The organism is Bacillus sp. AFS031507 (assembly GCF_002584635.1).
Taxonomy (GTDB): Bacteria; Bacillota; Bacilli; order Bacillales; family Cytobacillaceae; genus Neobacillus.
In genome coordinates this window covers 1-23,598 of the sequence record NZ_NUOW01000040.1, presented here as the reverse complement: position 1 = coordinate 23,598, position 23,598 = coordinate 1, and the positions used below count along the sequence as shown (strand labels likewise).

21 protein-coding genes are annotated in these 23,598 nt (G+C 41.6%); 17 read left to right on the top strand and 4 right to left on the bottom strand.

The window, feature by feature from the left end; genetic code table 11:
* The first annotated feature begins 2 nt into the window (after window positions 1–2).
* A complete protein-coding gene (locus COE25_RS26365; protein WP_098934745.1) occupies window positions 3–1,193 on the top strand; it encodes an AraC family transcriptional regulator in 1,191 nt (396 codons plus the stop codon).
* A 140-nt stretch (window positions 1,194–1,333) separates the two neighbouring features.
* Here COE25_RS26365 and COE25_RS26360 read toward each other — a convergent pair whose 3' ends face one another.
* The gene (locus COE25_RS26360) at window positions 1,334–2,656 is read right to left on the bottom strand and encodes a (Fe-S)-binding protein (RefSeq protein ID WP_098934744.1); all 1,323 of its coding nucleotides are present in this window, start codon (window positions 2,654–2,656) and stop codon (window positions 1,334–1,336) included.
* On the bottom strand, window positions 2,653–4,065 hold the full coding sequence (gene glcD, locus COE25_RS26355) for a glycolate oxidase subunit GlcD (RefSeq protein WP_098934743.1): 1,413 nt from the start codon (window positions 4,063–4,065) through the stop codon (window positions 2,653–2,655). The genes COE25_RS26360 and glcD overlap by 4 nt, the downstream gene beginning before the upstream one ends.
* Before the next feature lie 190 nt (window positions 4,066–4,255).
* On the opposite strand from glcD, the gene COE25_RS26350 reads away from it, so the two are divergent.
* From COE25_RS26350 to COE25_RS26325, 6 genes are all read left to right on the top strand, one after another.
* Entirely contained in the window at window positions 4,256–5,119 is an 864-nt protein-coding gene (locus tag COE25_RS26350) for a Cof-type HAD-IIB family hydrolase (protein WP_098934742.1), read from the top strand.
* A gap of 151 nt (window positions 5,120–5,270) precedes the next feature.
* Window positions 5,271–6,179, top strand: a complete 909-nt coding sequence (gene murQ / locus COE25_RS26345; protein WP_088089844.1) for an N-acetylmuramic acid 6-phosphate etherase — start codon at window positions 5,271–5,273, stop codon at window positions 6,177–6,179.
* Window positions 6,180–6,202: 23 nt separating this feature from the next.
* The gene (locus tag COE25_RS26340) at window positions 6,203–7,057 is read left to right on the top strand and encodes a MurR/RpiR family transcriptional regulator (protein ID WP_098934741.1); all 855 of its coding nucleotides are present in this window, start codon (window positions 6,203–6,205) and stop codon (window positions 7,055–7,057) included.
* 109 nt (window positions 7,058–7,166) lie between these two features.
* Entirely contained in the window at window positions 7,167–8,528 is a 1,362-nt protein-coding gene (locus COE25_RS26335) for a PTS transporter subunit EIIC (RefSeq protein ID WP_098934740.1), read from the top strand.
* Window positions 8,525–9,532, top strand: a complete 1,008-nt coding sequence (locus COE25_RS26330; protein WP_098934739.1) for a MupG family TIM beta-alpha barrel fold protein — start codon at window positions 8,525–8,527, stop codon at window positions 9,530–9,532. The genes COE25_RS26335 and COE25_RS26330 overlap by 4 nt, the downstream gene beginning before the upstream one ends.
* A gap of 112 nt (window positions 9,533–9,644) precedes the next feature.
* Complete coding sequence (locus COE25_RS26325) at window positions 9,645–10,400, top strand: IclR family transcriptional regulator (protein ID WP_098934738.1); 756 nt, start codon at window positions 9,645–9,647, stop codon at window positions 10,398–10,400.
* Between the two features lie 94 nt (window positions 10,401–10,494).
* Here COE25_RS26325 and COE25_RS26320 read toward each other — a convergent pair whose 3' ends face one another.
* A complete protein-coding gene (locus COE25_RS26320; RefSeq protein ID WP_098934737.1) occupies window positions 10,495–11,490 on the bottom strand; it encodes a 5-oxoprolinase subunit C family protein in 996 nt (331 codons plus the stop codon).
* The gene (gene pxpB / locus COE25_RS26315) at window positions 11,487–12,221 is read right to left on the bottom strand and encodes a 5-oxoprolinase subunit PxpB (protein ID WP_098934736.1); all 735 of its coding nucleotides are present in this window, start codon (window positions 12,219–12,221) and stop codon (window positions 11,487–11,489) included. The genes COE25_RS26320 and pxpB overlap by 4 nt, the downstream gene beginning before the upstream one ends.
* Before the next feature lie 268 nt (window positions 12,222–12,489).
* Between pxpB and COE25_RS26310 the strand changes: the two genes are divergently transcribed.
* The 10 genes from COE25_RS26310 (at window position 12,490) to COE25_RS26265 (ending at window position 23,540) form a co-directional block, all read left to right on the top strand.
* Window positions 12,490–13,260, top strand: a complete 771-nt coding sequence (locus tag COE25_RS26310; protein ID WP_088089806.1) for a LamB/YcsF family protein — start codon at window positions 12,490–12,492, stop codon at window positions 13,258–13,260.
* 1 nt (window position 13,261) lies between these two features.
* Complete coding sequence (locus tag COE25_RS26305; protein WP_088089805.1) at window positions 13,262–14,500, top strand: NRAMP family divalent metal transporter; 1,239 nt, start codon at window positions 13,262–13,264, stop codon at window positions 14,498–14,500.
* A gap of 33 nt (window positions 14,501–14,533) precedes the next feature.
* Window positions 14,534–15,325, top strand: coding sequence for a putative hydro-lyase (locus COE25_RS26300; protein WP_088089804.1), 792 nt, complete (start codon window positions 14,534–14,536; stop codon window positions 15,323–15,325).
* 166 nt (window positions 15,326–15,491) lie between these two features.
* On the top strand, window positions 15,492–16,388 hold the full coding sequence (locus tag COE25_RS26295; protein ID WP_098934756.1) for a DMT family transporter: 897 nt from the start codon (window positions 15,492–15,494) through the stop codon (window positions 16,386–16,388).
* Between the two features lie 209 nt (window positions 16,389–16,597).
* Window positions 16,598–17,596 carry a LacI family DNA-binding transcriptional regulator gene (locus COE25_RS26290; protein WP_098934735.1) on the top strand — a complete coding sequence of 333 codons (999 nt, stop codon included), beginning with the start codon at window positions 16,598–16,600 and terminating at the stop codon, window positions 17,594–17,596.
* Between the two features lie 441 nt (window positions 17,597–18,037).
* Window positions 18,038–19,216, top strand: coding sequence for a Gfo/Idh/MocA family protein (locus tag COE25_RS26285; RefSeq protein ID WP_098934734.1), 1,179 nt, complete (start codon window positions 18,038–18,040; stop codon window positions 19,214–19,216).
* Window positions 19,213–20,184, top strand: coding sequence for a sugar phosphate isomerase/epimerase family protein (locus COE25_RS26280; RefSeq protein ID WP_098934733.1), 972 nt, complete (start codon window positions 19,213–19,215; stop codon window positions 20,182–20,184). The genes COE25_RS26285 and COE25_RS26280 overlap by 4 nt, the downstream gene beginning before the upstream one ends.
* Before the next feature lie 44 nt (window positions 20,185–20,228).
* Complete coding sequence (locus COE25_RS26275) at window positions 20,229–21,506, top strand: MFS transporter (RefSeq protein WP_098934732.1); 1,278 nt, start codon at window positions 20,229–20,231, stop codon at window positions 21,504–21,506.
* 74 nt (window positions 21,507–21,580) lie between these two features.
* Window positions 21,581–22,612, top strand: a complete 1,032-nt coding sequence (locus COE25_RS26270; protein ID WP_098934731.1) for a zinc-dependent alcohol dehydrogenase family protein — start codon at window positions 21,581–21,583, stop codon at window positions 22,610–22,612.
* Window positions 22,613–22,694: 82 nt separating this feature from the next.
* Window positions 22,695–23,540, top strand: coding sequence for a sugar phosphate isomerase/epimerase family protein (locus COE25_RS26265; RefSeq protein WP_098934730.1), 846 nt, complete (start codon window positions 22,695–22,697; stop codon window positions 23,538–23,540).
* Window positions 23,541–23,598: the final 58 nt, after the last annotated feature.

Below are 23,598 nucleotides of genomic sequence, written 5' to 3'. Positions count from 1 at the left end.
TTATGAAGCAAGATCCAATCAGAGCTGCTTTTTCGCATCTTCTACTCTCTGGAACGCTTGTTCATGAAGGGACATTTGCAGAGTTACAACAAAAATTTGGGATTTCTATTCATCCACATTTAGTTATGATTATTTCCATCGATCGTTATCCAGATATAGCAAGCGCAAGCGGGAATTCTTTGGAGTGGAGAAAAAAAGTTGGCCAGCAGCTAGTGGGAAAAATTGAGGAAACCGTACGTATTCCTTTTCTTTGGAATTGGGTTGAAGAGGGAGTTCTAGCTCTTCTTTTAGAATTAGAGGAACAGGATTCAGTAAATGAGTTTAATAGAAAAATGGTTCATATGGCAAAAGAAATCCAACTTGCTACTAATTCTATTGAACTGTCAGTATCCATAGGGATTGGTAGATATTATCAGAATCCATATGCGCTTTACCAATCGTTTTTAGAAGCAAGGAAATCCATGTCAGGCCGCTTTTTTCAAGGTAATCAATTAATCTTTCATTGTGAGATGAAACGAAATAACGAGGAGCCAGTAATCAATCCGTTTAATGAAGAAAAGGCAGAGCTGCTGGCACTTGTTAAAATTGGGGATGTAGAAGGGACCATTCAAAATTTGAAACGCCTCCTGGAAAAATTAGCTGTGGCTAGTCATTTTAATGAGGATATTTTCAAAACAGAAGTAGTGTCCATCGTCTTATTATTGTCTAAACGGGTGATAGATTCAGGTGCAAATGCAATAACGATCCATTCAAATAATACTAATTTTATTCAAAACTTGTATCATATTATTCGTTACGATAAATCTGTCAATCTGGTTTGTGAATATGCGGTTTGGCTTACAGAGCAATCAGTAAACACGCATTTAAATAAAGTAAGTCCTGTAATTCAACAAGCTATTGGTTATATTAAAGAACACCATCAGAAGAGTATTTCACTGATTGAAATAGCACAATTTTGCTGCTTAAGCCGGCATCATTTTAGTCATTTGTTTAAAAAAGAAGTAGGGATTAGTTTGGTTGATTATTTAAATCGAATGAGAATTGACATGTCTTTGTCGTATTTAGAAATGACTGATTTACCAATAAGTGAGATTGCTGCCAAAATAGGTTTCCATGATGCCAATTATTTTAGCCGCATGTTTAAAAAGTATATGCAGGTTAGTCCTTCAGATTATCGAATAGCAAGAAATTGATGGTACTACTATTTTTATCGCCAAACAGTATAAAGGCAGAACTGCTTCTCAAAAGCGGTTCTGCCTTTTCTATTTATATCAAATCGAGGTAGTGAATTATGAAGTACAGTTACTTGAAGATCCTTTTTAATGGAGCAGACTTAATTCATCGCTTCAACTAATAAGTCCACGATATGGACCGCACGCATTGTAGAGGATAAGCCTTCCCGTTCAATGCCAAGCTGCATCTGTAATAAGCAACCTGGATTTGCGGTGACAATCGTAGTTGCGTGTGTCGCTTTGGCCTCAATCATTTTTGCGTCGAGCATTACCATCGACATCTCTGATTCGACAATATTATAAATCCCGGCTGAACCGCAGCAGCGATCGGCATCCTTCATTTCTTTATATTCTGCCCCTTGGATGGCTTGAAGGAGTCTTCTTGGTGCGGCGGCTGTTTTCATGCCATTTCTTAGATGGCAAGAATCCTGGTAGGTGATCACCTGCGCAGGAAGTTTCAATGGTACCTTTTTATGAAAATCGACGGCTGCTAATATTTCGGAAATATCCTTGATCTTTTCCTTAAATTCTCTGGCGCGGTCTTTCCAAGCAGGTTCATCTTTCAGTAAATGATCATAATCGACTAAGAAGGCGCCGCACCCACCTGCATTGGTAATGATGAAATCAACTTGAAGATCCTCAAAGGCCCTAATATTTCGTTTGGCTAGGTCTTTTGCTGTTTCTTTTTCACCACTATGTCCATGTAGCGCTCCGCAGCAAGCTTGATTTTGCGGAATCACGACCTCACAGCCGGCTTTTTGCAGCAGCTTCATAGTGGCATCGTTGGACTTTAGGAACATCGTGTCCATTAAACAGCCGCTGAAAAAAGCAACTCTGTGTACCTTTTCAGCGATTGCAGGCAAATAAGTGGGCCGATTTTTCATCTCTTTCATCGTTGGCACTTCAGGCAATACTTTTTCCATTGCCGTTAATTGGTTTGGTAAAAGTCCTAAAAAGCCGATTTTTCGGGCAATCGTTTGAATGCCGGAGCGCTGATAAAATCCGATTAAACCGACCACCCCGCGCATCCGGTTCTGGTGAGGGAACAGCCCTTGAAACACGGTTTTCCTGACAACCTGCGCTGGCAGAGAGTGCTTTTTGTTTTGATGGATAATGTCCCTTGCCTCTTCGAGTAAATGGCCATAATTCACGCCGGATGGACAGACCGGTTCACAGGCACGGCAGCCAAGACAGAGTTCAAGCGAGCGCTCAAAATCCTCATCCGGCTCAATCAGCCCATCCACAACAGCCTTCATTAGTGCGATCCGGCCTCTTGGAGAATGAGATTCTTTGTAGCCTGATTCAATATAGGTCGGACAGGTTGGCAGACAAAAGCCGCAGCGCATACAGTTGAGCAGTTCATCTTCGTTCATCCGCGCTTTAAATTGTTCTTGAATCGTTTGCTTTTCTTTCACGGTTGTCATCTTGTAATCACCACGCGTTTCTTGCTGTCTTTGGCAAAAACCTTCCCAGGATTCATGATGTTATTTGGGTCAAACGCGCTTTTAATAGATTTCATCGCGGCAATTCCTTCTGCTTTCAATTTCCATTCAAGGTAGGGGGCTTTCATCGCGCCGACGCCATGTTCCCCGGTAATCGTTCCGCCCAAATCAATCGCTTTTTCAAAAATTTCCTCAAAAGCTTTTTCGACCCGTTCCATTTCTTCATGATTTCTTGCATCTGTTGCACAGGTTGGATGGAGGTTTCCATCTCCGGCGTGGCCAAACGTACAAATGGTCAGTTGGTATTTTTCAGTTATCTCATTGATCGCCTGCACCATATTGGCAATTTCTGACCTTGGAACCGTTGCGTCCTCGAGTATCGTCGTCGGTTTTAAGCGAGCAATCGCAGAAAGTGCGGCACGTCGTGCAGTTCTTAGTGCATCAGCTTCTTCCTCAGAAGCGGCGACTTGAATCGAAATCGCTTTTTCGTTCTTACAAATTTCAGCCATTTTGATTAAATCACGCTCGACCACTTCGGGCGGACCGTCCTGCTCGATTAGAAGAACGGCCTTTACATCGGTAGGCAGTCCGATTTGAGCAAATTCCTCGACCACCTTTAAGGTTGGCTGGTCAAGAAACTCCAGTGTCGTGGGAATAATTTTATTAGCAATGATTTTTGAAACAGAGTTTGCGGCAGCGGATAGATCTTGGTAAAGGGCAAGCATCGTTTGTTTCGTCTCCGGCATCGGAATCAATTTGAGTGTGGCCTCGGTAATGACAACGAGCGTGCCTTCAGATCCAACAAACAGCCGGGTTAAGTCATAGCCAGCAACATCCTTTGCCAGCTTTCCACCGGTCCTGATGATGTCGCCATTTGGCATAACGACTTCAAGGGCGATGACATAATCGCGTGTCACCCCGTATTTAAGCCCGCGCAACCCACCGGAGTTCTCATTGATATTTCCGCCAATCGTCGAAATCTTCATCGAGCTTGGATCGGGCGGATAGAACAGCCCTTTTTCTTCTACCTTATTAATCATATCAAGGGTAATGACACCAGGTTGAACGGTGACGGTTAAATTTTCCTCGTCAATTTCGAGGATTTGGTTCATATGCTTAAAAAGCAGGACAATCCCGCCCTCGGTTGGGCATGTCCCAGCACAAAGGTTGGTCCCGGAACCGCGCGGAACAATCGGAACCTTATGTTCATTACATACCTTTAGGATTTGAGAAACTTCTGCTGTATTCCTCGGGCTGATGACCGCATCAGGCATCGACTGGAAGTTCGGTGTGGCATCATATGAGTAAACTAAGCGTTCGACTTGGGAATCATCAAAGTTTTCCTTGGTTACAATGGAAATTAGTTTTTCTTTTACTGTATTCGAGAGCATTTGGTTTCCCCGTTTCATTGTTTTGTCTATTTTAATGTTTCTTACAGTATAGGTGATTCTTGTTTGAAAATCAGAATATTATATAAATTGTTGTCCTAAAAAAGTGGTGTCAGGCACCATTAAAATTTGAAATTAAATTTCAGTAATATTATATTAAAAATAAAATAAAATTACAAAGGGGAATTAATAGGTGAAATATCGACTATTAGCGACGGACTTAGACGGCACGTTATTAAATGATCAAAAAGAGATTGATGTGGAAACGATTGAGGCAATCCACGAATACCGCAAACGAGGGGGGAAAGTCGTAATTTGCAGCGGGCGTTCCCCGCTTTCAACCCAATGGATTGCACGTACGATTGGCCTTGAGGGTGAGCCGATCATTGCTTACAATGGGTCGATTCTAATCGATGAAAATGGTGAGGTCAGCGAGCAATCAGTTTTTCAATACGAGCCGCTGTTGAGCTTTTGGGAATTATGTGAGGCGGAGGGTATCTATGCCCACTTTTACGAAGGGGATATACTCCTGGTCCCACAGGTGAATAAATGGAACGAGAACTGGATTGAAAACAACATCCCTACCCTTGAAAAATCAGGGGGAGAACGTCAGCATTGTCAAAGTTTTCGAGAAAAATGTCAGGTGAAAGTGGTTGAGGACTTTTACCGATACGTAAAGGAACAGAAGCCGAACATTACAAAAATTGCTGTCTTTGATGATGGGAACAAGCTGGCTGATTTTACCAAACGTCTGAAGGAACAGAGCGTCGATATGGAAATTAGCAGCAGTTTTAACTTTGTTAATTTAGAAATTACCCCCACTGGTGTGACAAAGGCGTCTGCCCTTATGAAACTGACCGAGCAGCTGAAGATTCCACTCTCTCAAACGGCTGCGATTGGTGATAATTACAATGACGCCCTCATGCTCTCGGCTGCTGGCCTTGGAATTGCGATGGGAAATGCGCCCGAAAAGGTGAGACTGTTAGCGGATCAGGTGACTGGTACGAATAATGAAGTTGGTGTTGCTAAGGCGATCCGCCGCTATTTGCTTGAATAATGTCCAAATAAACATTTCAGTACAATAGTGTTTTGAAATAACATTTCATTATTTTAATAAAAATATTGAAATGTTATTTCAAAGGTTATATAATAAATGTGCGGGTAACCGTTTTCACCTCAGAAAAGACTTACAGGAGGATAACAATACAATGGCAGAAAATCTTGAATTATTAACGACAGAATCGCGAAATGAACAGTCGATGCAAATAGATACAGCAAGTCCAATCGATATATTACGAATCATGAATGAGCAAGATCAACTGGTCGCACTAGCGGTCAAGGATGTGTTACCAGATGTGGAGGCAGCGGTTCAATTTGTGTTTGAATCCTTTAAAAACGGCGGGCGCCTCATTTATTTAGGTGCAGGCACGAGCGGAAGATTAGGAGTTCTAGATGCAGTCGAATGTCCGCCTACCTTCAGCACGGACACTGAAATGGTCCAAGGGATTATGGCAGGAGGAGAAGGCGCCTTTTTGAAAGCAGTCGAAGGAGCAGAGGATCAGCCTGATCTTGGTGTAGCTGATTTGAAGGAATTGGGCCTGACAAAAGATGATACCGTTATTGGTATTGCGGCCAGCGGGCGGACACCTTATGTGATAGGTGCACTTCGATATGCACGAAGCATTGGAGCGAAAACCGTTGCTCTTTCCTGCAATAAAAATGCAGCGATTAGTAAGGAAGCCGACCAAAGCATCGAAGTGATTGTCGGTCCAGAGGTACTAACTGGTTCGACTCGCTTGAAATCAGGGACCGCCCATAAAATGATTTTGAACATGATTTCAACTTCATCAATGATTCTTTTAGGAAAAGCCTATGAGAATTTAATGGTAGATGTTCATGTCAGCAACCAAAAATTGAAGGAACGAGCGATCGGCATCATCCGTAAAATTACTGGGGTTTCCTATGAACAGGCTTTGGAAACACTAGAGGCATCAAATCTACAAGTTAAAACGGCAATCGTCATGATAAAAACGAATAGAAATAAACAAGAAGCAGAACGATTATTAACAGAAGCGAATGGCTATGTAAAAAAAGCAATCCAAAACGTGGCAGAGTAATTTTAAAAAAGGTGGTCATTGGTGTGGCAGCAGGCGGATTAAAAATGATTCAAAATATGCTGGAACAGCTTCCGGCTTCCGAGCGGAAAATTGCTGAATTTATTCTTGATAATCCTCAAGCGATTTTAAACAGTACAGTTCATGACATCGGATTGCAGGCTAATACAAGTGGTGCTGCTGTGATTCGGCTGTGTAAGTCCTTGGGCTTAAACGGTTTTCAAGATTTAAAAGTACGAATTGCTGGGGATCTAGTGAAACCAGTTGAACAAGGGTACCGTGACATCGAGCCTGGTGAATCTTTTTTCTCTATCGCTCAGAAGACAACAAGTAATAGTATCCAAAGCATCCGCGACTCGGAAGAGATAATCAATTATGATGAGTTGGAACGTGCTGTGCACACCTTGTCGACTGCTCAAAATGTTCATTTTTTTGGAATTGGGGCTTCAAATATTATCGCTAGGGACGCACAGCAGAAGCTCCTTAGAGTTCATAAAAACGCAACCGCTTTTTCGGATACACATCTTGTTGCTACATTGATTGCCAATGCCAATAAGGATGATCTGGTGTTTGGAATTTCCCACTCAGGAGAGACACCTGAGGTGATTAAAGTTATGGCACTCGCAAAAGAGCGCGGCGTTAAAACAATTAGTTTAACGAAATATGGGCAATCATCGGTCTCTGCTTTGGCAGATATTAAGTTGTTTACCGCCTATTCAGGAGAGGCTCCGTTTCGAAGTGCAGCCACTTCATCACGCCTTGCGCAGTTATATATCATGGATATTTTGTTTTTATCGATGGCAACCGTTCAATATGAGGATACGATTCATTCCATTGATAAAACAAGAGAAGCGATCCGGTTTATTAAAGAAGGGAAATAGTCCTTTCAGGAGGTGATGTGAACACCATTCCATCTCTTATCGTCCTGCATTACTGACTTGGAATAAGAAGTTCACTTTTGAAAAAACAACAGAGAGAAGGGGAATTAGCATGGCAGGAGAGAATAAAATTTTAGCAGAAAAGATTCTTGAACAATTAGGCGGCCCAGCGAATATTGAAAATTATACTCATTGTATGACAAGACTTCGTGTGACACCGAAGGATGATTCGATTGTCAACCAAGCTGCCATTAAGAAAATAGACGGAGTCATGGGAGTTGTAGAAGAAGAAACGCTCCAAATTATCTTAGGCCCAGGAAAAGTAAACAGGGTGACAGAAGAGTTTGGCAGATTGATAGATGCGGCTGGCGGAATCGATTTGAAAGAAAAGGCAGCCAGCAAAAAGGCTGAAATTAACAAAAAGAATGCCACGCCATTTAAGCTATTTTTACGAAAAATCTCAAGTATTTTCATTCCATTAATCCCAGCACTTGTCGCTTCCGGATTGATTACAGGGATCACCAAAGCGATCGTCCAAGCGGGATGGTTAGCAGCAGATTCCCAACTGGCAACCATCTTGTCCGTAATTGGAAGCGGTTTATTTGGTTACCTTGGCATTTTAGTTGGTACCAATGCAGCGAAAGAATTCGGTGGTTCACCCGCACTTGGGGCGATTGCCGGTATTCTAATCATTAACCCAGCTGTTGCAGGAATCAAATTGTTTGATACCGCCTTACTTCCTGGGCGCGGCGGTTTAATTGGAGTTTTATTTGCCGCCATCTTTATTGCCCTTGTCGAAAAACGAGTTCGTCGTTATGTTCCACAATCGCTTGACCTGTTTATCACGCCAACGGTTGCTTTATTGCTTACTGGTATTGTAACTTATCTTGTTTTTATGCCGCTTGGTGGTTTCGTTTCAGATGCGATTACAAAAGGATTAACTTCGCTGCTTGATGTGGGTGGTGTCGTGGCTGGCTTTGTGCTGGGTGCAACCTTCCTGCCGCTCGTTGTCACTGGTTTACATCAAGGATTAACACCGATTCACTTGGAGTTAATTAATACGCTTGGAAATGACCCGCTTCTGCCAATCTTGGCTATGGGTGGTGCCGCACAAGTCGGCTCTGCGTTTGCAATTTACTTTAAGACGAAGAAGAAACGCTTAAAAAGAGCGATTGGCGGGGGGCTGCCTGCAGGAATTCTTGGAATTGGCGAACCGCTTATTTTCGGTGTGACCTTACCATTAGGCCGTCCATTCTTAACTGCCTGCTTAGGTGCAGGTGTCGGCGGTGCATTCCAGGCTGTCTTCCATGTAGCGACGATTGCTGTAGGGGTTTCTGGTTTACCGCTTGCTTTCCTAGTTGTTTCTGGCCAAGTCCTGCTTTACCTGCTAGGTGTGTTAATTTCTTATGCTGCTGGTTTCTTGTTCACCTATTTATTCGGCTTCAATGATGACATGGCCGGTGAGTTTGATTGATCGGTATTAGTTTCTATTTAAATGACCCTTTAGCAGAAGAGCGGATTGCGCTCGCAGGAAAAATGGGTGTGAGGCGGGCGTTTACGTCGCTTCACATCCCAGAAGAGTCAGGCGATTTAGTGGCCCGCGCGAAATCGTTGCTTAAAGCAGCAAAAGAAGCTGGATTAGAGGTTTATGCGGATGTATCGGCACGAACACCTGCCCATTTAGGCTTAGAAAGCTTATCTGCGTTAAAATCCTTAGGAGTAATCGGTTTGCGTTTGGATGACTTTTTTGAAAATGATACGATATTGACCCTGGCTAAGGAATTCAAACTTGCTCTCAATGCCAGTATTTTGTTTGAGAAAGATGTGCGTGCTCTCCTTGAGGGCGGGTTAGAGGCTGGTCAGCTGCTGGCTTGGCATAATTTCTATCCAAGGCGTGAAACGGGCTTATCTGAATCGTTCTTTGAATCACAGAATGAACTTTTTAGAGGGTATGGTATTCCAGTAAGTGCGTATATTCCAGGAGACGGTGAGAAACGCGGCCCTCTGTTTGAAGGGCTGCCCACCTTGGAAGCGCATCGTGAAGTTGATCCGTATCCGGCGGCGCTGGAGTTGTTCCGGGCGGGTGTGGAGGATGTCTATATCGGCGATCCCGAGGTAAGTGAGGACCTTCTTGGTAAATTAATGGAATTAGACCGTTTTGGTCGGGTTTCGCTCCGAGTGGAAGGGTTTCAAGAAGGGGAGTTCCGGCTCCGCCCTGATTTTTCCCGTGACGTTCTCCGGTTCATGGATACACGAAGTTCTGGATCGGTCGTCAGTGAGAATACTGTCGAACGGCCAATCGGATCGATAACGATTGATAATGACCGCTATGGACGATATCGCGGAGAAGTACAAATCATGCTTTCAGACCTTCCAGCCGATGAGCGTGTCAATGTGGTCGGAAGGGTAGTGGAGGCCGATGTGCCGCTGCTTTCCTTAGTGCAACCGGGTCACATCGTAAAACTAATTCGAGTTTGATTAAAACCAAGGGATCTCCCTTGGTTTTTTTCTGTTTGAATGTCTGAATTTATCGTGTAGAATTATTTTTATATATACTGTGGAATGGTGTTTGAGAAGGAGATTACAATTGATGAACAACAAAAATAAAACAGTTGTCCGTTCGATGGATGTATTAAATCTATTTATAGAGCATTCCGAATTATCATTTCAAGAAATTATTGATCTATCAGGGATTCCAAAAACTTCAGTCTATCGAATGCTCGCGTCATTAGAGGAAATGGGGTTCGTGGAAAAAGGAAGTGATTCGAAATACAGACTTGGACTCTTGTTTCTCAAATTTGGTCATCTCGTTTTGGCAAGGATTGATCTACGTCAGATTGCTTATCCCTTTATGAATGAATTACATAATGATATTAAGGAAGCCATTAACTTGATTGTAAGAGAAGGGGATGAAGCAATCTATATCGAGAAAATTGACACCAAACAAAAGGTTCGTCTGTATACTGCGATTGGAAGGAAAAGTCCTCTATATGCTGGTGCCTGTTCACGTGCGATCTTGTCCTTTTTACCTGATTCGGAAGTGCAGGAATATCTCGAATCAACTGAGCTCAAATCGTTTGCACAAGGGACAATTACTGACAAAGAGCGAATTTATGAGGCGATAAACCAGGCGAGAATCGATGGATTTACAATCAGCCATTCTGAATTAGAAAACCATACATCTGCCATTGCCGCCCCGATTTTTGATCATAAAGGTGAAGTGATTGCGGGCATAAGTATCGCAGGGATTGAAGCAAATTATAAGGGTGAGAACATCGAGAACTATGCGAAGAAAGTGAAAAAAGTTGCAGAGGAAATATCCATACGATTAGGCTATATAAAATAAATAGAACGGGGCGGTCTCTGCATCAATACTGTTTGATGCAAAGACCGCCCCGTTCCTGCGATTTGAAGCTATATTTTCATCAGCACCTGCATTCTCACTCATAAAGCGCTTTAAAGCGAATGCTTAACGCTAATTTACGGAGCTTCTGCTCTTGCATGATTAGTTCTAATTCTGCTTGTTCAAGCAAAACTTCCTTGAACTCAATGTCACAATTGGGCTGCATCTGCGCCAAACAAGGCAGATCGACGGAAATGACTTGACCGATTTTGGGATATCCTCCAGTCGTTTGTCGATCTACCATTAAAATAATCGGCTTTCCGTTTGAAGGTACTTGAATGGTCCCGTACGTAACCCCTTCCGATAACAACTCAAACTTTTCTGATAAGTTGAGTGATTCGCCTTCCAACCGATATCCCATCCGATCAGCCTGAGTGGTTAAGGTATAGCGGTTTGAAAAAAACGTTTGTTGACTAGCCGTATCGAAACGCTCGAACTCAGCCCCACGTAGAACCCTAATCGTTTGTGTTTTATTGAAACTAATAAAATTTGTATAGTTAACTGACCATGGAAAATGAGTAGTCATTCGTTCAAGCTGATGAACCAATGCCCGACTGAGTGTATTGAAGGTTCCGCTTTCAAATACATCCCCTTTTTGTAATGCTCTGCCGTGAAGCCCTCCAATCGCGGCACGAAGATAAGTGCTTTTACTTCCCATCACTTCGGGAACATCGATTCCGCCTGCGAATGAAACGTAGGCCCTACAGCCATTAATGGCGGATTTAAATTTTAAAACAGAGCCTTTGCGAATCAGGACCGGTCGCCACATCGGTGCAACATTTCCATCAATCGAAGGCTGCAAATCACCGCCTGTAATCGCAACTAACTCATCCGTTTCAAATTCGAGAGTTGTCCCAAACAGTGTAATTTCAAGTGCGCCTTCTCCTTCGTTATTTCCAACGAGTAAGTTTGCCACTCTAAGAGAAATAGGATCCATTGCTCCACTTACGAGTACCCCAAATTTTTGTGAACCGAATCTCCCTAAATCTTGAATCGTAGTCAATAATCCAGGATGAAGCACTTTAATACTCATTGTTTCATCTCCTTATAGGCAACATACTCTTCATGAGTAATCGGTACATATCGGATTCTATCTCCAGACTGTAACATCGTTGGCGGTGAAAGTTCGGGAAGGAACAAATCAAGCGGGGTACGACCGATAATTTGCCATCCTCCTGGTGTTTCCAGCGGGTAGATGCCTGTTTGTTTTCCTGCAATTCCAACAGATCCCGGGGCGATGGCTAGGCGGGGTGAATCTTTACGTGGTGTGGCAATTCTTTCGTCCATTCCCCCCATAAACGGAAACCCTGGCGCAAAGCCAATCATATAGACTAAGTAATCATTTGACGAATGAATTTGAATTACTTTTTCAACAGAAAGTCCATGATACATTGCTACGTACTCTAAATCTGGACCAAATTCTCCTCCGTACAAGACTGGGATGGTTACTAGACGTTGTTCAGGTTTTTCACTCGTTCCTAAGTTATCTAGTAACGCCAAAATGAATGTGCTTACTTTTTTATAAGGACTTGTTGCTTCTTTATCTGGGTTGGACAAATAGACGGCAACAGGATTGTAATAAATGGTCAAGCTATTATAAGACGGTACAGATTCAATGAATCCTGTAAACGGCTTTTTTTCTAATAAGCTGGATAGATTTTTCACTTTTTCATGGGTGGTGGGGCTAATTCCATCGCCTAACTGAATGACAAGAGCAGAATCCCCTAAAGGCCTTATGTAAACATTATTTTTTTGATGGGCCATTATAATCAGCTCCTATAAGTTTCGAATTTCGGTAACTAAGTTCTGTTAAACGGATATTACCAATATTATAGTTTATACAAATTTAAATACAAGTCTTTAAATATGGAATATTATGATATTTATAATTTTCATATAATTATATTCAATTGAAAATATTTATGCTAGAATTGGTTTAAGTTTCAAAACTATAGTTCCGAATATCGGAACAAAATAAAGATGAAAGCGCTTTTTGCACGGTAGACGAGTGATCGAGATGGAGGGGAGAAACATGTTTCAAGTGGATTTGAATTGTGATTTAGGGGAGAGTTTTGGCCGGTACAAGCTTGGGGAGCAGGAAGAAATTTTGAAATACGTTACTTCTGCAAATATAGCTTGTGGTTTTCATAGCGGAGATCCAAGTGTGATGAGAGAAACGGTGAAGATGGCCATTGCCAATGGGGTCAAAATTGGAGCACATCCTAGTTTGCCAGATTTAAACGGATTCGGGCGAAGGGAAATGGCTATAACCCCACAAGAAGGATATGACATGGTCGTCTACCAAATTGGAGCATTGCAAGGGTTTTTAATGACGTTCAATGAAAAAATGCAGCATGTAAAACCCCATGGTGCATTGTACAATATGGCTGCCAAGGATCGAAAACTTGCCGAAGCCATTGCACAAGCGGTTTATGACGTATCCCCGTCATTAATATTATTCGGCCTTGCCGGCAGTGAATTGACAAAAGCCGGAGAGAAGATTGGTCTACGAACGGCACATGAGGTATTTGCAGATCGTACGTATCAAGCGGACGGGTCTTTGACTTCTCGCTCACAAATGGATGCGATGATTACAGATCAAGAACAGTCTGTCGCGCAAATTGTGAAAATGGTGACAGAAGGAAAAGTAGTATCTCAGCAAAAAACAGAAGTTTCACTTCGTGCAGATACCATTTGTATTCATGGTGATGGTGCACACGCACTAGCCTTTGCAAAATATATTAACGAAACGTTAAAAAAGAACCATATTACTGTAACAGCAATCTGCAACTTGGAGGTTTAGCATGGAAAATCCTAAATTTGATTCTACACAAAAAGCTGACAACGTTTCGGGGAAAAAGAAGGTAAGTAGAAGTGTCTTACTCGGTGCCGCCTTTTTAATGGCGACTTCATCGATTGGACCTGGATTTTTGACACAAACCACTGTATTTACACAGCAATTGGCTGCAAGCTTTGCCTTTGTTATTTTAATTTCATTATTATTAGACATCTTTTCACAAATGAACATTTGGAGAATTATTGCCGTTTCCGGTTTGCGTGGACAAGAAATTGCCAACAAAGTGTTCCCTGGACTCGGATTTGTATTGGCCATACTTATCGTCATAGGCGGTTTGGCGTTTAATATCGGAAACGTAGCTGGCGCTGGATTGGGTCTTAATGCCATGCTTGGGTGGGATCCCATTACAGGTGCAGTGATTAGTGCACTGTTAGCGATTTTTATTTTTGTCGTTAAAGAAGCAGGTAAAGCAATGGACAAATTCGCGCAAATCGCAGGGTTAGTTATGATCCTCCTCATGCTGTACGTTGCATTTACGACAGCACCGCCGGTTGGAGAGGCGATTGTGAATACGTTTATGCCGGAAAAGATTAGCATGTTTGCTATCGTTACGCTTGTTGGAGGTACGGTAGGAGGGTATATTACGTTTGCAGGCGGACACCGTCTATTAGACGCGGGTATCAAAGGTGTGGAAGCATTGCCAGCAGTTACAAAAAGCTCTGTTACAGGGATTCTCGTTACGGGTATTATGCGTGTGGCATTATTCTTGGCTGTTCTTGGGGTTGTAACAAAAGGACTTGCGATTGATCCAGCAAATCCGCCTGCTTCGGTGTTCCAACTTGCTGCAGGTGACGTCGGTTATCGGATGTTTGGTGTGATTATGTGGGCTGCGGCGGTCACATCTGTTGTAGGGGCGGCGTATACGTCGGTTTCATTTATCCGCACGTTCCATCCAACCATTGAGAAGTACCAAAATTGGGTCATTATTGCATTTATTGTTATTTCAACAGCGACATTTGCAATTGTTGGAAGACCAGTAACGATCTTGATTATCGTTGGAGCATTGAATGCACTTATTTTGCCACTAGGTTTAGGTACATTATTAGTTGCCGCATACAAGAAAAGTATCGTTGGTGAGTACAAGCATCCGCTATGGTTGACGATTCCGGGTGGTTTTGTTGTTGTGATCATGGGCTATTTGAGTGTAGTGACATTGATCGAACAATTACCTTTGATTTTTAAGTAATTTTATAAGATTGCCATTTTAGGAGGGGACACTATGGGGAACTATGAAACATTGGAGCCGGAAAAAATAAGGGAGTTGATTCGGAAGCAAGAGATTACAGGACCAACTGCAGGAATGTCAAAAGGGTATACACAAGCAAACTTGGTGGTCTTAAAAAAAGAGCATGCCTTTGACTTTTTGCTGTTTTGTCAACGGAATCCGAAGCCATGTCCTTTATTGGACGTGACGGAGCCTGGCTCATTTGTTCCTGCTCTGATTGCAAAAGGTGCAGATATCCGTAAAGACATCCCGAAATATCGTATATACAGAGATGGTGTTTTTACAGAGGAAGTCGCAGATATTACCGAGTATTGGGAAGACGACATGGTGGGCTTCTTGCTAGGGTGCAGTTTTACATTTGAAACACCACTCCTTGAGAGCGGTATTCCGGTCAGACATATCGAGGAAAACTGTAACGTTCCGATGTACAAAACGAATATTAAGTGTGAAAAAGCAGGTCTTTTTGAGGGGCCGACAGTCGTTAGTATGCGGCCAATGACACCGCAGGATGCCATCCGTGCCGTTCAGATTACGTCCCGTTTTCCGGCAGTACACGGTGCGCCAATCCATATCGGAAATCCAAGCGAAATAGGCATCATGGATATTTCAAGACCTGATTTTGGAGATGCTGTGTCCTTGAAACCAGGGGAGGTTCCGGTATTTTGGGCTTGTGGTGTAACTCCTCAAGCCGTTGCGATGGAAAGTAAGCCTTCCATCATGATTACTCATGCACCAGGATGTATGTTCATTAGTGATATAAAAGATGAAGCATTCAGTGTGCTTTAAAACGTATCTATTGAAATTAGGCTAAACATTTCGTAGTCTTTTAGAAGATACTGCGATAAACAGTGTCTGCAAAGTATTTTAATATAGTGAGGCGATGCATCCGTGCGTCGTCTCTTTGAACTTTACGGTGACGAGTTCGACCTGCTTGTTTGTCGTTGAAAAGGGGATGGAGAATATGTCTACAAAATCGAAGGTTGCGCTGTTTGTGCTCATTTTGATCTGGGGCGCAAGCTGGCCAATCAATAAATTAGCAGTACCCTATTCACCGCCATTGCTTTATGCAGGAATGCGTTCAATTTTAGGCGGAATCCTGTTGACACTAATTATTTGGAAGACGCGGAAGGCGATCAATTGGCGGAATAACTGGCAGAAGTACTTTATCGCCGCTTTCTTTAACTCCATCCTTTTTTTCGGGCTTCAGACGTTAGGATTGCTTTATTTACCGGGTGGATTATTTTCAGTTCTTGTCTATTTTCAGCCGATTTTACTTGGCCTTTTCGCTTGGCTGTTCCTTGGTGAATATTTATCGCCAATTCAAATCTTTGGTTTGTTGGTTGGATTTGTTGGGATAGCTGTCGTTAGTGTGGATGGTTTGACTGTCCATATCTCAGCAATTGGAGTTATACTCGGGTTACTAACTGCGGTAAGCTGGGCGACAGGCACTATTTACGTAAAGAAAGTGAGCAAAGAAGTGGATCCCTTTTGGATGGTGGCGATTCAATGTGTGATTGGAGGCATTTTCCTCCTAGGTACCGGAACAGTGTTTGAAAGCTGGTCTGCAATCGAATGGAATCGATATTACATAGTAGGGCTCTGCTTTGGTGCGACCATTGGCATCCCATATGCCTACATCCTTTACTACAAGCTTGTTAGTGCAGGTGAGGCAAGCAAAGTTGGTTCCTATACGTTTCTCATACCTATTGTTGCTGTTCTCCTCGGAGTGCTTTTTTTGAGAGAAACGGTGACCTATACACTAATTGTCGGGATGCTATTAGTTGCCACAAGCATTCATTTTGTAAATTTCAAGTATAAACCTACATACAAAAGGATGAGTAAGAATTAATGGTTCGCGTACTTCCAGTCTTATAGTCTTTTGTCACACTAAACGGCACCTCCCTCTTGGAGTTGCCGTTTAGTTATTGTTATTGATGTTTTCCTTTAGTTTAGATAATGTAGAAGGCTGTATCTAATTAAAATATTGAAATCTATTGTAATATTGCATGTAATCGATTACCATAAGCATACAAAGATCCATTGAAAGGGAAATAATTTATGGTTAGAATTGCAGATGTAGCAAAAATGGCCAATGTTTCTACTGCAACAGTCTCCCGAGTAATAACTAATGCTGGAACTGTAAAAAAAGAGACGGCTGAAAAGGTTTTAGAAGCGATAAAGAAATTAAATTATCAACCAAATATGCTGGCAAGACAATTGAGAAGATCAGAAACAAAAACCATACTTGTTATTATCCCTGATATAACTAACACTTTTTTTTCTAATGTATTACGTGGAATTGAATCCGTTGCAATAGAAAATGACTACCAGGTACTTCTGGGTGACGCTCAAAACTTTGTGGAACGTGAAACCAGTTATTTGGTTACTTTAGGTCAGAAAAAAGCTGATGGAGTCATTTTATTAACTGCTAGGACAAACCAAGAAGTATTAGAAGAATTATCTGAAGAATATCCAGTCGTCCTAGCATGTGAATATTACGAAGGTTCTACTCTTCCTACCGTTTCCATTGATAATATTAGCAGTGCAAGAAAAGCGGCTGAATATTTAATTAGCTTAAACCACAAGAGAATTGGACATATTTCAGGGCCTATGAATGTTGTAGTCGGCCGGGACAGACTAAAAGGATTTCATCAAGCTATGGCACAACATGGTCTAGCGGTTGATCCACATTTGGTACAAGAAGGCGATTTCACCTATGAAAGTGGATTTAATTTAATGATGAAATTTTTGACATTGGATCGTCCGCCTACCGCAGTATTTGCAGCAAATGATGAAATGGCCATTGGAGCCATTAAAGCGGCTAAATCCAAAGGGTTAAAAGTTCCGGAAGACCTATCTGTAGTTGGCTTTGATGATATAAAATTCTCCAGCATTTTTGAACCGGCTCTTACAACAATTGCACAACCCACATTCGAAATGGGAGAAAAAGCTATGGAATTATTGTTAAAACTGATTAATAATGATGAATTGGAAAAGAATCAATTTATCCTTGATGATCAACTAGTTGTCCGCGATTCATGTATGGAAAAAATGTAAAATAATTTTAGCAACAAAATGGGTTATTACTTAATAGGTAATAAGCCCTTTTTTTTGTAAAATTAATTAAAGGAAAACTTGCTAACTTCTATTTCGCAAACGAAGATTAAAGTCACGAATTAGACAAGAATTTTATAAAAAATAAATTTGATTTTTTGAGTGTAATCGATTACAATGAGTTTATAAACGAAACAAGAATAAAAGATATGAGAATAAATAAGAGGGAACCCTATAAAATAGGGAATTTTTCGAAAATAATCCCAATAAATTAATTGAATATTAGTGGTATAAAAAGAATGATATTCAATTTTTTTAATATAAAATGTAATCCATTACATTTTATCGAACTCCCTTTTAATAATATTCACGCTTTTATCACCGATCTTTTATTCTTTTTTTGTTATTGATGTAATCGATTTCACTAATAGGGGATGGAATTATATGGAAAAAATAAATGTAGGAATTATCGGTACTGGTTTTATTGGACCGACACATATTGAAGCAATCAGAAGACTTGGATTTGTGGAAGTCGTAGGATTGGCTGAAACCAGTCAAGAAATGGCTGAAAAAAAAGCTGCTGAACTTGGAATTCCGAAAGCATACGGTGACTACCGCGAAATGCTGCAGGATCCCGAAATTCAGGTTATTCATAATTGTACTCCAAACCATCTTCATTTTGCCATTAATAAAGAGATTATTTTAGCAGGTAAACATGTACTATCCGAGAAACCACTGGCAATGAACAGCAAGGAATCGGCCGAATTGTTAGCGTTAGCTAAAAAACAAGGTGTTGTACATGGAGTGAACTTTAATTACAGGCAGCATGCAAGTGTACAAAACCTACAAGCTAAGATCGCTAAAGGTGATCTAGGAAAAGTTAATCTAGTACACGGAAGCTACTTGCAGGACTGGTTATTGTATGAAACAGATTACAACTGGCGTTTAGCGCCGGAAGTGGGCGGAAAATCGCGGGCTGTCGCAGATATCGGTTCCCATTGGTGTGATACGGTTCAATTTGTAACTGGCAAAAAGATTGTGGAAGTATTTGCTGATTTAGCCACTGTTGTTCCCGTAAGAAAGAAGCCTAAAGGAAACGTAGCTACGTTTGGCGCACAGACAACTGAAGATATGAAGTATGAAGATGTTCCAATCAATACAGAAGACTATGCATCCGTGCTTGTTCGTTTCGAAGATGGGTCAAGAGGTGTATTTACCGTATCACAAGTAAGTGCAGGACGGAAAAATCGACTCAGCTTTGAAATCGCTGGCAGCAAAAGCTCTGTTTTTTGGAATCAAGAAGAACCAGAGAAGTTATGGATTGGACACCGCGATAAGCCAAATGAAATCCTTCTGGCAGATCCAGCTTTGTTTGCACCGGAAGCAAAATCTGCTATCCATCATCCAGGAGGCCATAATGAAGGCTGGCCAGATGCATTGAAAAATATGATGTTAAATTATTACTCGTTCATTCGTGAAGGCAAAGATCCTATAAAGGATAAAACGAATTTTGCGACATTTGAAGATGGTCATATTTCCATGTCTATTACCGACGCGATTTTAGAAAGTCATGAGCAGCAAAAATGGGTGAAGGTTCGTGTAGAACAGGAGGTATTGGCATGAAACTAGGTGTGTTCACTGTTCTATATCAAAACCTTCCTTTTGAGGTAATGTTGGATAAACTAACCGAAATGGGAGTAGAGGCAGTCGAGTTAGGAACAGGCAATTTTCCCGGTAACAGTCATTGTAATCCGGATGATTTGTTAGAAAACCCAGATAAAATCAGATCGTTTCAACGGGCTATTGAGAGCAGAGGATTAACCATCAGCGGATTAAGTTGCCATGGAAATCCCCTTCATCCCAATGTCAAGATGGCAAGAGAAGCCCATGAGGTGTGGAGAAAGACGGTCTTGTTAGCCGAAAGGTTAGATGTGCCAGTGATCAATGGCTTTTCTGGCTGCCCTGGTGACCATCTTAGTGCCAAGCATCCAAACTGGGTGACCTGTTCTTGGCCGCCTGAATATGCGGAGGTTCTTGATTGGCAATGGAAAGAAGTAGTGATTCCGTATTGGAAAGAAGAGGCTAAATTCGCAGAGATGCATGGAATCAATCAAATTGCTTTTGAAATGCATCCGGGTTTTGTTGTTTATAACCCGGAAACATTACTAAAACTAAGAGAGCATGCAGGACCAAGCATCGGAGCCAATTTCGATCCGAGCCACCTTGTTTGGCAGGGAATTGATCCGGTTGAAGCAATTAAAAAATTAGGCCGGGAAAATGCAATCTTCCATTTCCATGCGAAAGATACCTACTTAGATCAATCCAATATCAAGGTGAACGGTGTATTAGATACTAAGCATTACAGTAAAGTTTTGGATCGTTCTTGGACATTCCGCTCAGTTGGGTATGGTCATAATGAAAAAGTTTGGAAAGATATTATAAGCGCTCTCCGTGCTGTCGGATACGATTATGTTATCTCCATTGAACACGAGGATATGCTCGCATCTATCGATGAAGGCTTAATAAAAGCGATCACGCTGTTGAAAGGAACATTGTTTAAAGAGCAACTAACTGAAATGTGGTGGGCTTAAGCATTTGGTAATAGGGAACGATACTAATTTTTGAGGTGAAAAAAATGAATGCAAGTTTAGGAAAAGAACGAACGATTGCTGGTCTTCCGATGACAATGGTTTGGGGTTATGTGGCAACATTAATTTTTATGGCAGGTGACGGGCTTGAGCACGCATGGATTTCTCCATATTTGGTTGAACATGGGCTGACCATTCAACAAACTGCAACTCTCTTTACAGTATATGGTGCTGTTTTAGCGATTGCATCCTATTTTTCAGGAGTGTTAACAGAGGCTTGGGGCCCACGAAAAGTAATGATGACAGGGATGGTTACCTGGTTAATAGGTCAAGTTCTGTTCATTAAATTTGGTTTAGAGCAACAGAACTATGCTGTAATGTTACCTACCTATGCCATTCGTGGGCTAGGGTACCCATTATTTTGTTATTCGTTCTTAGTGTGGGTTACTTATCGCAGCCCTGAAAAAATCCTCGCTACAGCTATAGGAATATTCTGGGCCGCGTGGATTGCTGGACTCTATGTTATTGGCAGTTATTTTCCTGCTTTCATGATTCCTAAGATCGGTTATATCGGGTTACTGTGGTCAGCCGTAGCTTGGGTGTTAGTTGGTGGAATAATTGGAATTTATGTTGTTAAAGGTGAAGAAGGCCAGACAAAAGGAAATCCAAAAGAAAAACTGAAGAGTTTAATTAGCGGTTTAACTATTTGCGTTGAAAATCCGAAGGTTGCTATAGGTGGTATTGTTCGTACAATCAATACAACTGGTATCGGTGCTTTACCGATCTTTTTCCCGCTTTTCTTAAAAGATGAATATGGTTTTAGCACGGAACAATGGCTGCAAGTTTGGGGAACGATGTGGTTTGCTAATATCGTATTTGACATTATTACCCCATACATCAGTGACAAGTGGTTAGGTTGGAGAAAGACTGTTATGTGGATTGGAAGCTTTGGTTGTGGCTTGGCATCATTGATTTTACTCTATACTCCTCAAGTCTTCGGCCATAATTTCTTGATGCTTACTCTTGCAGGCATTCTCTATGGTGCGGCACTCACAGGTTACGTGCCAATCTCTGCAATTGTAACATCATTAGCACCAGATAAGAAGGGTTCTGCAATGGCAGTTGTAAACTTTGGTGCTGGATTGTCTTACTTTATCGCACCGGCAATTGTTGGTGCGTTTATTGGCAGCATTGGTGTAAATGGAGTCATGTGGATTTTTGCTATTCTTTACTTTATTAGTTCAACCTTAATGATCTTTATGAAACTTCCAAACGAAGGAAAGAAAAAGGAAAGAAAAATTCATGCTGAACCGAAAGCGAGCTAAATCAGTGGTTCTAAATAGTTAATGGTTACAAAAATAACAGAAGCGAATTAACAATAATTTTGGAGGTATTTACAATGACAATGAAAGCGGTATTTTTTCCAGGAGATAAAAAAGTAGAAGTTCGTGAAGTTGAAATTCCAACTCCAGGTCAAGGTGAAGTGTTAATTCAATTAAAAGCGTCAGCTATTTGCCGAAGCGATATGAGCTTATATTATGGTACTTCTGTATTTGAAGGAACAAAATGCGGTTGTACGGTTCCTGGACATGAGCCGGCAGGAATCATTACAGAGGTGGGAGCGGGGGTATCCACTTTCAAGTCTGGTGACCGGGTTGCAGTTTACCTAGCTCTCGGCTGCGGTGAATGTGCTCATTGTAAGAGCGGCTACAAAATGTTCTGTAAAGAATTTAAGTGCATTGGCTTTGACTCCCATGGCGGTGACGCTGAATACATGGTTGTTCCAGCAGAGAACTGCATGAGACTGCCAGATAGCATGAGCTTCGTAACAGCTGCAGTTTCAACAGACGCTGTTGGAACCCTGTACCACGCTCAAAAGAGATTAGGGATTTCTGGTAGAGACTACCTTGTTATCTTTGGAATGGGTCCAATGGGCGGCGCAGGTGTCATGATTGCTAAAGGATTAGGTGCAACGGTTATCGCGGTTGATATGCTGGATGAGCGTTTAGAGCTTGCGAAGGAATTAGGTGCAGATTACACGATTAACGGTAGCGCGATGAATGTGCAAGAAGAAATTGCCCGCATTACAAAGGGTGCCGGCGCAGACGCAGCGATTGATTGTTCTGGAAGCCCCTATGCTGAAAATGATGCACTTGATTGTGTAAGAGCGCACGGTCGCGTAGCATTTATTGGTGAAAGCAAAGAAACAAAAATCAAACCAAGTGCACAGTTAATCCGTAAACAAATTTCAGTAATGGGTTCTTGGTACTTCCCAATTCAAGAATTCGATGAAATTACAGAATTCATTGTTAGAAAAAATCTGCCTGTTGAAAAATTAGTGACACACCAATTTAAACTAGAAGAAGCTGAAACAGCATTCCGTATGTTTGATGAAAGAAAGACAGAAAAAGCAGTGTTTGTTTGGGAATAAAATTGAGTTTAAATTGAAAAAAATTGCTTAGTAAGTTTGGAACAAAAAAATCAAACTATTTTTTATAAGGAGCTGTTTTACAATGAAGGGCATTGCATTTAATACGTGGGTTTATAGCAGTTTTCCAAATTGGCTTTCTTCCTATCCGTTAGAGGAAGTCATCAACCGTTTATCATCTTTCGGTTACGATGCAATTGAAATTGGCTGTGCAGCACCACATGCGTGGCCAGACTATTTATCACCGGAAAGAAGACAAGAAATCAAAAAACTATTGAGAGAAAAGAACTTAAAGGTTTCCTCCATGCTGCCTGCTCCTGGCGGCGGCCCGGGGATGAATCCAAGCTCTCCTTTAAAAGAAGAAAGAGAATTTACGATTAATCATTATAAGGAAGTTGTTCGTTTGGCGCATGAATGGGAATGTCCAACTGTCATGTGGATTGCGGGCTGGGTTGTGTTTGGAACTACTCAACAAGAGGCATGGAATTACAGCTTAGAGGGCCTAATTGAAGTGGCAAACTATGCAAAGGATCTTGGTGTAACTCTTGTGGTGGAACCAACTCCTGCAGACAGCAACCTTATTGAAACAGCTGATGATGCGCTGCTATTAGCAGAACAAACTGGGATGGATAATGTAAAGGTTATGTTTGATACCTTCCATGCTTTGTATCGTAATGAAGTAGCTAGTGACTATGTGTATCGGATGAAGGATAAGCTTCACCATGTTCATATTTCTGACAACGACCGCCTGCCTCCTGGTCAAGGGCGCTGCGATTTTGAAGCTGTATTAAAAGCTTTAAAAGACATTAATTATGATGGATATCTATCAATGGAAGTTGGATTCCATTCTAGACAGTCTGAGCCGGATTGGTATGCAAAAACATCGATCTCTTACTTGAAAGAAAAAATAAAAGAAATTGGTTGGAAGTAAAGCAATTTAACACAAGAAGCCGTATGCCTTAATACGGCACGTGAGTCTGTCTAACAAT